Annotated in this window: 6 protein-coding genes and 1 pseudogene; 6 read left to right on the forward strand and 1 reads right to left on the reverse strand. The window is 42.8% G+C overall.

The window, feature by feature from the left end; genetic code table 11:
* The 6 genes from E4T71_RS06435 to E4T71_RS06460 all read left to right on the forward strand — a co-directional run.
* A partial coding sequence (locus E4T71_RS06435) for a ZmpA/ZmpB/ZmpC family metallo-endopeptidase (RefSeq protein ID WP_167758483.1) occupies window positions 1-5,536 on the forward strand: 5,536 nt, incomplete at its 5' end.
* A 302-nt stretch (window positions 5,537-5,838) separates the two neighbouring features.
* The gene (gene rpoB, locus E4T71_RS06440) at window positions 5,839-9,405 is read left to right on the forward strand and encodes a DNA-directed RNA polymerase subunit beta (RefSeq protein WP_135038231.1); all 3,567 of its coding nucleotides are present in this window, start codon (window positions 5,839-5,841) and stop codon (window positions 9,403-9,405) included.
* A gap of 27 nt (window positions 9,406-9,432) precedes the next feature.
* Window positions 9,433-13,089, forward strand: coding sequence for a DNA-directed RNA polymerase subunit beta' (gene rpoC / locus E4T71_RS06445; protein WP_135038233.1), 3,657 nt, complete (start codon window positions 9,433-9,435; stop codon window positions 13,087-13,089).
* A 303-nt stretch (window positions 13,090-13,392) separates the two neighbouring features.
* A complete protein-coding gene (locus E4T71_RS06450; RefSeq protein WP_135038235.1) occupies window positions 13,393-13,761 on the forward strand; it encodes a DUF1033 family protein in 369 nt (122 codons plus the stop codon).
* A gap of 77 nt (window positions 13,762-13,838) precedes the next feature.
* Window positions 13,839-14,477, forward strand: a complete 639-nt coding sequence (locus E4T71_RS06455) for an SGNH/GDSL hydrolase family protein (protein WP_135038239.1) — start codon at window positions 13,839-13,841, stop codon at window positions 14,475-14,477.
* A gap of 43 nt (window positions 14,478-14,520) precedes the next feature.
* Window positions 14,521-15,636, forward strand: coding sequence for an AI-2E family transporter (locus E4T71_RS06460; RefSeq protein ID WP_135038237.1), 1,116 nt, complete (start codon window positions 14,521-14,523; stop codon window positions 15,634-15,636).
* A gap of 86 nt (window positions 15,637-15,722) precedes the next feature.
* On the opposite strand, the pseudogene E4T71_RS10235 reads toward E4T71_RS06460, so the two are convergent.
* Window positions 15,723-15,845 (reverse strand): annotated as a pseudogene (locus tag E4T71_RS10235) (IS630 family transposase); the annotation flags it as partial.

A 15,845-nucleotide genomic window follows, 5' to 3' on the forward strand; every position in this document is an offset into this window, starting at 1 on the left:
AGAGGGACGTGCTGGTCTTGAGACAAGTACCACCCGTTACAGTGTGGATGCTAGCACAGGTCAGATTACCGCCCTTCCGGTTGAGGTTGAAACTCGTCCAGCCGAGGATCGTGTGATTGCGGTTGGTACCAAGGAAATTGAGCCACCAGAAGTGACTCCAGAGCCAGAAGATGTTTTAGAAACTCGTCAAGAGCCGATTGCTTTTGAAACGGTTTATGAATCAGATGAGAGTCTTGCTTATGGTTCAAGTCAGGTATCCCAAGAGGGTGTTGCAGGCACTAAGGAAGTTGTTTGGAACGTTACCAAGGATAGTCTAGTCAGCGAAAGTGTGACGACTTCAGCAGTATCACAGATTGTTCGTGTAGGAACTCAGCCAAGTGTCACAACGAAGGAGCTTCCGTTCAAGGAAATCCGTCAGGACGATCCGAATCTCGAAAAAGGTCAGGAGGGTGTTGTAACAGAGGGACGTGCTGGTCTTGAGACAAGTACCACCCGTTACAGTGTGGATGCTAGCACAGGTCAGATTACCGCCCTTCCGGTTGAGGTTGAAACTCGTCCAGCCGAGGATCGTGTGATTGCGGTTGGTACCAAGGAAATTGAGCCACCAGAAGTGACTCCAGAGCCAGAAGATGTTTTAGAAACTCGTCAAGAGCCGATTGCTTTTGAAACGGTTTATGAATCAGATGAGAGTCTTGCTTATGGTTCAAGTCAGGTATCCCAAGAGGGTGTTGCAGGCACTAAGGAAGTTGTTTGGAATGTTACCAAGGATAGTCTAGTCAGCGAAAGTGTGACGACTCCAGCAGTATCACAGATTGTTCGTGTAGGAACTCAGCCAAGTGTTACAACGAAGGAACTTCCGTTCAAGGAAGTTCGTCAGGACGATCCGAATCTCGAAAAAGGTCAGGAGCGTGTTGTAACAGAGGGACGTGCTGGTCTTGAGACAAGTACCACTCGTTACAGTGTAGATGCGAAAACAGGTCAGGTTACCGCCCTTCCGGTTGAGGTTGAAACTCGTCCGGCCGAGGATCGTGTGATTGCGGTTGGTACGAAAGAAGATGTTTTAGAAACTCGTCAAGAGTCGATTGCTTTTGAAACGGTTTATGAATCAGATGAGAGCCTTGCTTATGGTTCAAGTCAGGTATCCCAAGAGGGTGTTGCAGGCACTAAGGAACTTGTTTGGAACGTTACCAAGGATAGTCTAGTCAGCGAAAGTGTGACAAGTCCAGCAGTATCACAGATTGTTCGTGTAGGAACTCAGCCAAGTGTCACAACGAAGGAGCTTCCGTTCAAGGAAATCCGTCAGGACGATCCGAATCTCGAAAAAGGTCAGGAGCGTGTTGTAACAGAGGGACGTGCTGGTCTTGAGACAAGTACCACTCGTTACAGTGTAGATGCGAAAACAGGTCAGGTTACCGCCCTTCCGGTTGAGGTTGAAACTCGTCCAGCCGAGGATCGTGTAATTGCGGTTGGTACGAAAGAAGATGTTTTAGAAACTCGTCAAGAGTCGATTGCTTTTGAAACGGTTTATGAATCAGATGAGAGCCTTGCTTATGGTTCAAGCCAGGTATCCCAAGAGGGTGTTGCAGGCACTAAGGAACTTGTTTGGAACGTTACCAAGGATAGTCTAGTCAGCGAAAGTGTGACAAGTCCAGCAGTATCGCGGATTGTTCGTGTAGGAACTCAGCCAAGTGTTACAACGAAGGAACTTCCGTTTAAGGAAGTTCGTCAGGACGATCCGAATCTCGAAAAAGGTCAGGAGCGTATTGTAACAGAGGGACGTGCTGGTCTTGAGACAAGTACCACTCGTTACAGTGTAGATGCGAAAACAGGTCAGGTTACCGCCCTTCCGGTTGAGGTTGAAACTCGTCCGGCCGAGGATCGTGTAATTGCGGTTGGTACGAAAGAAGATGTTTTAGAAACTCGTCAAGAGCCTATTGCTTTTGAAACGGTTTATGAATCAGACGAAAGTCTTGCTTATGGCTCGACACAGATAGCTCAAGAGGGTGTTGTGGGTACGAAGGAGATTGTCTGGAACGTTACCAAAGACCGGCTTGTAAGCGAGCGCATTGCACAGCCAGCAGTGTCACGTATTATCCGTGTAGGAACACAGCCAAGTGTTACAACGAAGGAACTTCCGTTCAAGGAAGTTCGTCAGGACGATCCGAATCTCGAAAAAGGTCAGGAGCGTGTTGTAACAGAGGGTCGTACTGGTCTTGAAACAAGTACCACCCGCTACAGTGTGGATGCTAGCACAGGTCAGGTTACTGCTCTACCGACACAAATTCAGATCACTCCTGCTATTGATCATGTGGTTGCTGTGGGAACCAAGGAACCTGTAAAACCAAGCCTCAGGATTCAAAATTTGGAGAAGGATGTTGATCAGAAACGAGTTGTTGTAACCTATCAGCTAGTTGATCCAGATGCACGATATCAGTCAGCTAAAGTCCTTTTATACAAAGGGAATGAATTGATTCGTGAACTTGTTCTATCGGATCCGAAGCAACCGGTAATCCTTTCCGATCTAGATTACTTTACAGATTACACACTACGGACAGAGATGACTTATAGTCTTTCTGGGCAAGCAGTCACTGAGTCTCAAGCAAAACAGGAAGATTTTGTTTTAGAGTATAAAAAGATTGAATTAAAGGATATTCAAGGAATTGAGATATATGAAAAAGTAGATGGAAATTTCCGAAAAGTTGAAAACTTCACGACTCTAAAAAGTGCGGATACATACTTTGTAAATGTTCGTTCTAAGGATAGCAAGGATATGTTGCTGCCTGTGTCGGCGATTGATGAGGTAGAGAAAGATGGTAAAGCTGTTTATCGTTACACGGTATCCTTCCCTGAATTAGTACAGGAGGGGCAAAATGGATATAAGAATGATTTAGCCTTGTACATTCCGAAAGATGGAAGTAATCCTTCTGTGGTGAATGCTTATCGAGCAAATTATTTGGCGCTGCCAGATGCGAAAGCTGATCGAGAAATCGCCTACTATAACACAGAAAAACTGTTACCATTTTACTCAAAAGATTACCTTGTTTACATGGGTAATAAGATTGATCCGAGTCATAAGTTATATCAAACAAAATTGGTTGATGTTGTTCCTATGGTAGATAATCGTATTGTAACAGATGTTTACACGGATAAAACAGCCGTTAATCGCTTAATGCTTCATTATGAAGATAATAGTGTTGCTTATGTTCCTGTAACTTATAAAGAAGATTTCAAAAACAATCAGCTTGCAGAGTACAGTTTAACTGGTACACCTCTGTTATATACACCTGAGAATTTTTTAACTTCTTATCAATCAGTTATTGATGAAGTACTACCAGTGTTGTCGGCGATTAACTTTGATTCTAAGGAAATAAGAGACGCGCTAGGGATTCAAGAGGGAGAGACAGGTAAAAATATAGGTGATCTCTACCTAGAGCAAGGTTTCAATAATCTTAAGGCAAATCTAAGTCAAGAATTGAGGAAACTATTGGCTTCAGATAAGGCCATTAATTCCGGAGATGGAATTATCCGTGAAAAACTGGTATCTGATCTCAAAAATAATGCTGTCCCTCTTTTATTAGGACTAAGTTACTTGAATCGTTGGTATGATATTAATTATGGAGAGATTAATGTTAAAGATCTATCGGTTTATAAATCAGATTTCTTTGGTAAGCAGGATGTATCTATCTTAGAACAAGTTATTGCATTAGGAAATGCTGGTTTCGATAAATTAAAAGCTGCTAATAATGTGACAACCTTTGCTAGCCATTTATCACCAGCTAAGCAAAAGGGAGATCTCTTTAGTTATCTTGAAAGTTATCGTGCTCTCTTTTTACCAAATAAGAGTAATAACGAATGGCTAAAGGAAAATACAAAAGCTTACTTAGTTGAAAGTTTCTCAGGAATACCAGAACATAGAGAGCGTCAGGAAGCAGCTTATGGTCAGAGGAATAATAAGTATTCCATTGGGATTTATGACCGTATGACAAGTCGTTCGAATGTCTGGAAATACCAGCATATGATTCTGCCGCTGTTAACGATGAAAGAGGAGAGTGTTTATATCATCTCTAACATGTCTAATTTAATGTTTGGAGGATACGAACGCTACAGAACGGGAGATTTGGCTGCTTTAAGTGGTGAAGATTACAATAAGGCGATACGTTCTTTAGTTGATCAAGCTGGAATTTGGTATAGAGATTACTTTGATTTCTGGTATAAGATGTTGACAGAGAAGTCTCGTGAAAGAATGTTCGGACCGTTAGTTGCTTATGATGGATTCTTGTATTATAGTCCAGATGGTAGTCGAAGCTGGCGGAATTTATACGATAAGGATGCATCTATTCAGGAATTCTTTGGTCCTGCGGGACGTTATTATTTAAATTCTGGTGCGGGTGCTTTTGCGAATGGTATATCTGTTTCCTTTATTTTCTATCGCTTCCTAGATAGATCGGGAGCTGGTATTTTGACCCATGAGATGACCCATAATTTTGATGATAATGTGTATCTAGAAGGAAATCGTGGACGTGAAGGGTCGGGAGCAGAACATTATGCTCAAGGACTTTTAGAATCTCCAGCTGCTCCAGATCGGGCGGTATTGGGAATCAATATGCTATTTCAATTCGATGAGGAAGCGACTGATCGTTATCATACAGCGAATCCAGTAGAACGTTATAAAACTCCTGAGGATTTACAGGAGTATATGAAGGGTATGTTTGATGTTCTGTATTTGTTAGAGTATGTTGAGGCTCAAGCAGTATTATCTCAAAGTACAGAAGTTAAGAAGGCATGGTGGCGTAAACTTGAGAATGAGTGGACTGTTGACCGTGATGGTAATCAGACTCATGCTGCCAATAAGATTCGTCGTTTGACCGATGAAGAAGCTAGTCAATTACAGACCTTTACGGATTTGATTGATAGAGATATCATGAATCGTCGTTATTATCGTGATGAAGAAACTCTTAGACGGGGAACTTATTATGGGGTACCTCTACTTTCTCCAATTTATTCAGCAATTACAAATGATAAGGGGATGCCAGGTGATTTGACGTTTAGACGTACTGCTTTTGAATTGATAGCCGCTAAGGGCTATCAGGAAGGTTTTGTACCATATACATCAAATATGTATGCGCAAGAAGCTCTTTCTCAGGGTCTCAAAACTTGGTCTGATGCTCGTCGTAATTATGTTGGATTACCGAATGATCAATTGATTTTTGAAAAGATTTTTAAAGGTGAGTATGCAACTTGGAGTGATTTCAAAAAAGCTATGTATCAGGAACGCCTTGATAAGGCCAGAAATCAGGGTCTAAAGCCGATTACAATTCAATATGAATTAGGGCGACCAAATTCTACTGAGACAGTGACGATTTCTTCATTGGATGAATTACAAGAATTGATGAATGCAGCTCTACAACGAGATATGACAAATATTGATCGTGCAACGAGCCATCCACCAGCAAGTTGGGTCAATGCGTTACTCTCAAAAGTGTACAATGCTTATCTTCGTCAAAGTAAAGATTTCAGAGAGTCTATCTTCAAATAGAATGCTTTCTACTATTGGGGTTGAGATGTTATCTCAGCCTCTTTTGCTTGTTTTATGACATTAAATATGATAGAATATGTAAATTAAGTTGTCGTTTGCTTTCTATTGAAATATTGTCCAGTAGAAGGCCTACAGCAGTTAAATCATTCCGAAAAAGAGTCGATTTAGCTGCTCTTTTTGTGTCTAATTTTAGTCTTTTTTAAAAATGTAATCTATTTTTAAATTTTCTAAAAATTAAAAAGGGCAATGGGGGAACCGGCTTGACACAAGTCAGTGTTCAATAAAAAGAAGGAGTTAACAACTTGGCAGGACATGAAGTTCAGTACGGGAAACACCGTACACGTCGTAGTTTTTCAAGAATCAAAGAAGTTCTTGATTTACCAAATTTGATTGAAATCCAAACAGACTCATTTAAAGAATTCCTGGACCATGGTTTGAAAGAAGTTTTTGAAGATGTACTTCCTATTTCAAACTTTACAGATACCATGGAATTAGAGTTTGTGGGATATGAATTACGGGAGCCCAAATATACACTTGAAGAAGCACGTTCACACGATGCGAACCTTTCAGCTCCTATTTTTGTGACCTTCCGTCTTGTAAACAAGGAAACTGGAGAAATTAAGACTCAAGAAGTCTTCTTCGGAGATTTCCCGATGATGACTGAAATGGGAACCTTCATTATCAACGGTGCTGAACGGATTATCGTTTCCCAGTTGGTACGTTCACCAGGTGTTTACTTCAATGATAAGGTCGACAAAAATGGTAAAGTTGGATATGGTTCGACTGTAATTCCTAACCGTGGTGCTTGGTTAGAACTAGAAACAGATTCGAAGGATATTGCTTATACGCGGATTGATCGGACGCGGAAAATTCCATTTACAACGTTGGTACGTGCATTAGGTTTCTCTGGGGATGATGAAATCATCGATATTTTTGGCGATGGTCCTTTGGTTCGCAATAGCTTGGAAAAAGATGTCCATAAGAATCCAATGGATTCACGGACAGATGAGGCTTTAAAAGAAATTTACGAGCGCCTTCGTCCAGGTGAGCCAAAGACGGCAGAATCCTCTCGTAGTCTTTTGATTGCTCGTTTCTTTGATCCACGTCGTTATGATTTGGCAGCAGTTGGTCGTTATAAAATCAACAAAAAACTTAACGTTAAAACACGTCTTTTGAACCAAACATTGGCAGAGCCATTGGTAGATGCAGATACAGGTGAAATTCTAGTTGAAGCAGGTACGGTGATGACACGTGATCTGATTGAGGAGCTAACACCTCAGTTGGATGGTGATCTTCATAAAATTGTTTATATCCCAAATGATTCAGCTGTCTTGACGGAGCCAGTTGTTCTTCAGAAATTTAAGGTGGTTTCACCAATAGATCCAGATCGTGTAGTGACGATTATTGGGAATGGAAATCCAGATGAGAAGGTTCGTACAGTAACACCAGCGGATATTTTGGCTGAGATGAGCTATTTCTTGAACCTTGCTGAGGGAATGGGACGTGTCGATGATATTGACCATCTTGGAAATCGTCGGATTCGGACAGTAGGTGAGTTGCTTGCCAACCAGGTACGTCTTGGTTTGTCTCGGATGGAGCGAAATGTTCGTGAGCGGATGAGTGTTCAAGACAATGAAGCTCTTACACCACAGCAGATTATTAATATTCGTCCTGTGACCGCTGCGATTAAAGAATTCTTTGGTTCGTCTCAGTTGTCTCAGTTCATGGACCAACACAATCCTTTATCAGAGCTCTCTCACAAACGTCGTTTGTCTGCATTGGGGCCTGGTGGTTTGACACGGGATCGTGCGGGTTATGAGGTACGGGACGTACACGCGACACATTATGGTCGTATGTGTCCAATCGAAACACCTGAGGGACCAAACATCGGTTTGATTAACAACTTAGCTTCCTATGGACACTTGAATAAGTATGGTTTCATTCAAACTCCATACCGTCGTGTTGACCGTGAAAAAGGTTTGGTAACCAATGAGATTGTTTGGTTGACTGCCGATGAAGAAGATGAGTACATCGTGGCTCAATCCAATTCCCCATTGGATGCGGAGGGTCATTTCACTACAGATATCGTGATGGGACGTCATCGTGGGAATAACCAGGAGTATGCAGCTAGTTCTGTAGACTTTATGGACGTTTCACCGAAGCAGGTAGTTGCGGTGGCGACGGCATGTATTCCATTCTTGGAGAACGATGACTCCAACCGTGCCTTGATGGGAGCCAACATGCAACGTCAGGCTGTGCCATTGATTGATCCGAAAGCTCCTTATGTTGGTACTGGTATGGAATATCAAGTAGCTCATGATTCAGGAGCGGCTGTTATTGCTAACTATGACGGAACTGTTACTTATGCTGATGCTGATCGTGTTGAAGTCCGTCGTGAAGATGGTTCTCTTGATATCTATAAAGTTACAAAATTCCGTCGTTCTAACTCTGGTACTGCCTACAACCAACGTACCTTGGTTAAGTTGGGTGATAAGGTTGAGAAAGGTGATTTCATCGCTGATGGACCATCCATGGAAAATGGAGAAATTGCCCTCGGACAAAACCCTATCGTAGCCTACATGACCTGGGAAGGTTATAACTTTGAGGATGCGGTTATCATGAGTGAACGCTTGGTCAAAGACGATGTTTATACATCCGTACATTTGGAAGAATACGAATCAGAAACTCGTGATACCAAGTTAGGCCCTGAAGAAATCACACGTGAAATTCCAAACGTAGGACCAGACGCTCTAAGCCATTTGGATGAAATGGGAATTGTTCGCATCGGGGCAGAGGTTAAAGAAGGAGATATCCTGGTTGGTAAGGTTACTCCAAAAGGAGAAAAAGACCTTTCAGCAGAGGAGCGCCTTCTACATGCCATCTTTGGAGACAAGTCACGTGAGGTTCGTGATACTTCTCTTCGTGTTCCACACGGTGCTGATGGAGTTGTTCGTGATGTGAAAATCTTTACCCGTGCCAATGGCGATGAATTGCAATCAGGTGTGAACATGCTGGTTCGTGTCTACATTGCACAAAAACGGAAAATTAAAGTAGGGGACAAGATGGCCGGACGCCACGGAAACAAAGGGGTTGTATCTCGTATTGTACCTGTGGAAGATATGCCGTACTTGCCAGATGGAACTCCAGTGGATATCATGTTGAACCCTCTTGGGGTACCATCACGGATGAATATTGGTCAGGTTATGGAATTGCACTTGGGAATGGCAGCTCGCAATTTGGGAATCCATATTGCAACACCAGTCTTTGATGGTGCAAGTTCACGAGATTTGTGGGATACCGTTCGTGAAGCTGGTATGGATTCAGATGCCAAGACTATTCTTTACGATGGTCGTACAGGTGAACCATTTGACAATCGTGTTTCTGTAGGGGTCATGTATATGATCAAGCTTCACCACATGGTTGATGATAAACTTCATGCACGTTCTGTTGGACCATATTCGATGGTTACACAACAGCCATTGGGTGGTAAAGCTCAATTTGGTGGACAACGGTTTGGTGAGATGGAGGTTTGGGCTCTTGAAGCTTATGGCGCTTCCAATGTCCTTCAAGAAATTTTGACCTACAAATCAGATGATGTGAATGGACGTCTTAAGGCTTATGAAGCCATTACTAAGGGAGATCCAATTCCAAAACCAGGTGTTCCAGAATCCTTCCGCGTTCTTGTTAAAGAATTGCAATCACTTGGTCTAGATATGCGCGTTCTTGATGAAGATGATCAAGAAGTTGAATTGCGTGATTTGGATGAAGGGGAAGATGATGGCATCATCCATGTAGATGATTTGGAAAAAGCACGTGAAAAAGCTGCACGGGAAGCCAAAGAAGCTTTCGATGCAGATGAATCAAAATAAGTGAACCAAAAAGAAAGGTAAGATAGAGTGGTTGATGTAAATCGTTTTAAAAGTATGCAAATCACACTCGCCTCTCCAAGTAAGGTCCGTTCATGGTCTTACGGAGAAGTCAAAAAGCCAGAAACCATTAATTATCGGACTCTGAAGCCGGAAAGAGAAGGACTTTTTGATGAGGTTATCTTTGGACCAACCAAGGATTGGGAGTGTGCCTGTGGGAAATACAAGCGCCTCCGTTACAAGGGCATCATCTGTGACCGCTGTGGAGTTGAAGTAACCCAAGCACGTGTGCGTCGGGAACGTATGGGGCATATCGAGTTGAAAGCCCCTGTATCTCATATCTGGTATTTCAAAGGAATCCCAAGTCGAATGGGCTTGACCTTGGATATGAGCCCGCGTGCCTTGGAGGAAGTGATTTACTTTGCAGCCTATGTGGTGATTGATCCAAAAGATACGCCATTGGAGCACAAGTCTATCATGACTGAGCGTGAGTACCGGGAAAATCTTCGTCGCTATGGTTCAGGTTCCTTTGTCGCAAAAATGGGAGCAGAAGCAATCCAAGACTTGTTGAAACAAGTAAATTTGGAAGCTGAAATTAAAGAGTTGAAAGCAGAACTTAAGTCTGCAACAGGTCAAAAACGTGTCAAGGCTGTTCGTCGTTTGGACGTATTGGATGCCTTCCATAAGTCTGGGAATAAGCCGGAATGGATGATTCTAAACATCCTTCCGGTTATCCCACCAGATCTTCGTCCAATGGTTCAATTGGATGGTGGGCGTTTTGCAGCCTCTGACCTGAACGACCTTTACCGTCGGGTTATCAACCGGAACAACCGCTTGGCACGTCTCTTAGAGTTGAACGCACCAGGAATCATTGTTCAAAATGAAAAACGAATGTTGCAAGAAGCGGTTGATGCCTTGATTGACAATGGTCGTCGTGGTCGTCCAATTACAGGTCCAGGAAGTCGACCATTGAAATCCTTGAGTCACATGTTGAAAGGAAAACAAGGACGCTTCCGTCAAAACTTGCTTGGTAAACGGGTAGATTTCTCTGGTCGTTCGGTTATCGCAGTTGGTCCGACCTTGAAAATGTACCAATGTGGTGTTCCACGTGAAATGGCGATTGAGCTTTTCAAGCCGTTTGTTATGCGGGAAATTGTTGCTCGTGATATCGTGCAAAACGTTAAGGCGGCTAAGAAGTTGGTTGAACGTGGTGATGAGCGTATCTGGGATATTTTAGAGGAAGTCATCAAAGAACACCCAGTTCTGCTTAACCGCGCACCTACCCTTCACCGTTTGGGAATTCAGGCCTTTGAGCCAGTTCTAATTGACGGTAAGGCGATTCGCCTTCACCCACTTGTCTGTGAGGCCTACAATGCCGACTTTGACGGGGACCAAATGGCGATTCACGTTCCGCTATCGGAAGAAGCTCAAGCAGAAGCTCGTATTTTGATGTTGGCTGCAGAGCACATTTTGAATCCAAAAGACGGGAAGCCGGTTGTTACTCCATCTCAGGACATGGTTTTGGGGAACTATTACTTAACCATGGAAGAAGCTGGACGTGAAGGCGAAGGTATGGTCTTTAAAGACGCGGATGAAGCTATTATGGCATGGCGCAATGGTCTTGTTCACGTACACACTCGTGTCGGAATTGCGACGGATAAATTAGATAAACCTTGGACAGATAGCCAACAAGGTAAGATCATGATTACAACGGTTGGTAAAATCTTGTTTAATGCCATTATGCCAATGGAGTTGCCATACCTTCAAGAACCAACCAATGATAACTTGGTCAATGGTGTACCGGATAAGTACTTCTTGGAAGCTGGTCAGGATATTCACACTGTTTTAGTAGGTTTAGAATTGAATGTACCATTTAAGAAGAAAAATCTTGGAAACATCATCGCTGAGATCTTTAAACGGTTCCGGACAACTGAAACGTCAGCACTCTTAGACCGTTTGAAGGATTTGGGTTACTATCATTCAACCTTGGCTGGTTTGACAGTGGGAATTGCCGATATCCCAGTCATTGCGAACAAGGAAGAGATTATCGAATCCTCTCATGAACGTGTTGAGCAAATCTCGAAACAATTCCGTCGTGGTATGATTACCGATGATGAACGGTATAATGCGGTTACAGGAGAATGGCGTGCTGCTAAAGAGCGCTTGGAAAATGCCTTGACAGCTAGTCAAGATCCGAAGAACCCAATCGTTATGATGATGGATTCTGGTGCTCGTGGTAACATTTCCAACTTCTCCCAGTTGGCCGGAATGCGTGGTTTGATGGCTGCTCCGAATGGACGTATCATGGAGTTGCCAATCTTGTCGAATTTCCGCGAAGGTTTGTCTGTTTTGGAGATGTTCTTCTCCACTCACGGTGCTCGTAAAGGTATGACGGATACGGCCTTGAAAACGGCCGATTCAGGTTATTTGACTCGTCGTTTGGTTGACGTTGCTCAAGATGTAATTATTCGTGAAGATGACTGTGGAACCGACCGTGGTCTCTTGATTCGCTCTATCACAGATGGCAAGGAAATGATTGAGGCCTTGGAAGAACGCTTGGCAGGTCGTTATACGAAGAAAACAATCAAGCATCCTGCAACAGGGGAAGTCTTGGCAGGGCCAGATGTCTTGATTACAGAAGATATGGCTCGTACGATTATTGCTGCTGGTGTAGAAGAAGTCACTATCCGTTCTGTCTTCACATGTAATACTCGTCATGGTGTTTGTCGTCATTGTTATGGTATCAACTTGGCTACTGGAGACGCAGTTGAAGTCGGTGAGGCAGTTGGTACCATCGCCGCTCAATCGATCGGTGAGCCAGGTACCCAGTTGACCATGCGTACCTTCCACACGGGAGGAGTTGCTTCGAATACCGATATTACTCAGGGTCTTCCTCGTGTCCAAGAAATCTTTGAGGCACGGAATCCAAAAGGGGAAGCCGTTATCACTGAAGTTAAGGGTGAAGTTGTAGCTATTGAGGAAGATGCTTCAACGCGGACGAAGAAAGTCTTTGTTGAAGGAGAGCTTGGTAAGGGTGAATATGTGGTACCATTTACAGCTCGTATGAAGGTTGAAGTGGGTGACCAAGTAGCACGCGGTGCAGCGTTGACGGAAGGTTCTATTCAACCAAAACACTTGCTAGCTGTTCGTGATGTTCTTTCTGTTGAAACCTATCTATTGGCTGAGGTTCAAAAAGTTTATCGTAGCCAAGGGGTAGAGATTGGAGATAAGCACATTGAGGTTATGGTTCGTCAAATGATCCGTAAAGTACGCGTTATGGATCCAGGTGACACGGATCTCCTCATGGGAACCCTTATGGATATCACAGACTTTACGGATGCCAACCGCGATGTCTTGATCTCCGGTGGTGTCCCTGCGACAGCTCGTCCAGTCTTGATGGGAATTACCAAGGCTTCCTTGGAAACCAATTCCTTCCTTTCTGCGGCATCCTTCCAGGAGACAACTCGTGTCCTTACAGACGCGGCTATCCGTGGTAAGAAAGACCATCTCCTTGGACTTAAGGAAAATGTTATCATCGGTAAGATTATTCCTGCTGGTACAGGTATGGCTCGTTACCGCAACTTGGAACCAAAAGCTGTGAATGAAGTGGAAACCATTGAAGAATTGATGGCTCCTGAGCTTGAAGTTGAAAAAGAAACAGTTGAAGAAGCGTTGACTGTTGATTAATAAGTATGTTAGAGAGTAGGAGCGAACAAGACTAGGAAATCTTGTTTGTTACAACTTCCTATTTCAAGTTGTAAGTTGAAACGGTCTGGAAAAAGACCGTTTCTCTCTCACCTCTGCACAGTTTCTGAAGGTGTTTTTGGAACCTGAACAGGGAAGAAAAAGCTCTTTCAACTACTGTGTCAGGAACGTTTCTCTACATAAAATAGGAAGGCTGAGAAGATTGTCTCAGTCTTTTTTGAGTTTTAATACTTTCTTTATCAAGGGAAATTTTATATAATATCTTCTAATAAGGGGAATCAGCTTATGTACCAAGTAGTAGAATTATATGGTGATTGTGAGCCCTGGTGGCTTTTGAACGATTGGCAGGAAGATCGTATCTCGCAGAAAGTTTTCGAAAAATATACACAGGCTCTTGCATACTATGAAGAAAAAATTCAGGAGTATCGAGCACTTTATTCCAAAGAGAGGCAAGAAGGGATAACGATGGCCGCTTTTTGGGAAGATGAGGATCAGCTCTGGTGTGAGGAGTGTGGAGACTTTTTGCAGCAGTACCATTCCTTAGTTCTACTAGAAGATGGTCGAGTGGTCTATGATCTAGATTCCTTACCTGTTGAAGATTTGATTTCGCTCAATGCTCATTGTCGGCTAGAAAAGAAAGCGAAGCGTGCATAGTGAAGTGGGTATTTGGATCAGTTCTTAGCCTAGATGCTAAGATCAGACCAAATACCTTTTTTGAGAAAGGATTTATGATGGCTGTTCAATTATTAGAATCGTGGCTCTTACAGGAGCAGAGTAAGGTACAGGACAAGTATCGCGAACTCAATGCCCTTTGCTTACGAGAGCCAGAAATTATTTTTGCTGGGGACTCGATTGTTGAATATTTTCCCCTCCAAGAATTGCTTTTAACGAATAAGATGGTTGTCAATCGTGGAGTTCGGGGCTATCAGAGTTCCCAATTGTTGGAGCATCGGACTCTTCATTTTTTTGGTCAAAATTTAGAACAGATTGTCCTGTTAATTGGGACTAATGATTTGGGAAAGGAAGTCCCCCTTGATCAGACCCTGGCGAATCTTGAGCAGCTGTTCTACCTTTTACAACACGATTATCCTTTGGTGGAGATTACCTTGCTTTCTGTTTTACCAGTTTTTGAAAGCGAGGAGACTAAAAGTAAACTCTATACTCGAAGCAATCCAGAAATTCAGAAGATGAATCAGGCTTATGAGCTTCTGGCCCAACGTTTTCCTCAGGTGAACTATGTAGATGTGGCGAGTGCATTGATGGATGAGCAAGGGCAATTGAAGAAAAGTTTTACAACCGATGGTTTGCATTTGACAGTAACCGGCTATGCTTGTTTGGTCAAGGCTTTGCAACCTTATTTGCCTCGCTGAAGAACTTGGCAAGGTCAGTCTGGTCTGCTATAATGGATGAGTTATGAAAAAAATGATTGAAAAAAATAAAGTAGTTTTCGCAGCTATTGTTTTTGCAGCGATTAGTCTAGCTTTAGTTCTCTATGTTGCGAATATTGTGCAGGGCTTTCACTATTTATTGGGAGTTTTTTCTCCTATTATTATTGGGGCAGCTTTGGCTTTTGTCTTTAATGTACCTATGAAAAAAATCGAAGGGAAGTTACGGGATTGGAAGGTGGCACCGGGTCTTTTACGGCCACTTTCGATTACCTCGGTCTTGCTTCTGTTTCTAGCGATTTTCTCGGGTGTAGTGGCTATTATTGTGCCAACTTTGGCAAGCTCTGTGAACAGTTTGACCCACACGCTTCAACAAGTGATTCCACAGATTGGATCTTGGTTAGCTTCAACGGGATTGGTGAATACAGATCAGCTTCAGGATATCTACAAATACCTTACAGATAGTGGCATTCTTAATAAAGGTGCTCAGATTTTGGCAAACTTGACGGGGAACTTAAGCGGGATTGTAGGAAATGTTTTTACGGTTATGATGGCGCTCTTTCTGATGTTTGCTATGTTAGGAAGTAAGGAACATTTGGCTTCGATTACCAATCGGATCTTAGATGTGAGTCTTCCCAAGAAAGTTGGAGATCGCTTGCGTTATGTCGGTACAGTTATGGTGGAGACTTACGATGGTTTCTTGATGGGACAGTTGATTGAAGCTTTTATCATTGGTTTTCTAGTTTTTGCAGCCTACAGCTTAGCTGGTTTACCATTTGCTTCCATGACTGCTGTTCTAGCAGGTGTCTTGTCCTTTATCCCTTATATTGGTCCTTTCACAGCTTGTGCTTTGGGTGCTGTATTTATCTTTACTATCAGTCCTTTGCAGGCTTTATTGTCGATTGTAGTTTTCCAATTGGTTCAATTAGTAGAAGGGAACTTGATTTATCCACGCGTTGTGGGTTCCCAGGTTGGCTTACCGAGTCTTTTTACCTTGGCAGCAGCTTTGATCGGTGGAAATCTTTTTGGTCTAGTTGGGATGATTTTCTTCACGCCTATCTTTGCAGTGATTTACCGTTTGGTGAAGGAGGCTGTGGAAGCGAAAGAAATCGAGAAGGAGTTATCCTCATCTGAATCTGACTAACTTGATTAGGTCCTTCGGGGCCTTTTTCATATATTTTCATAAACTTAATGAACATATATGAACATTCGTGTAATTTTTTGTAATACTCATTCAGAATCAAAATTAGCAGATATCCATTCTCTATGGACAATCGATCGTAAGCGAGTAGTTGATAAGCTTTGGATAACTTCTTGCAACTGATCAATGACTTCATTCAATGATTTAAATGC

The sequence above is a fragment of the Streptococcus sp. WM07 genome, from assembly GCF_004570525.1.
Classification (GTDB): domain Bacteria; phylum Bacillota; class Bacilli; order Lactobacillales; family Streptococcaceae; genus Streptococcus.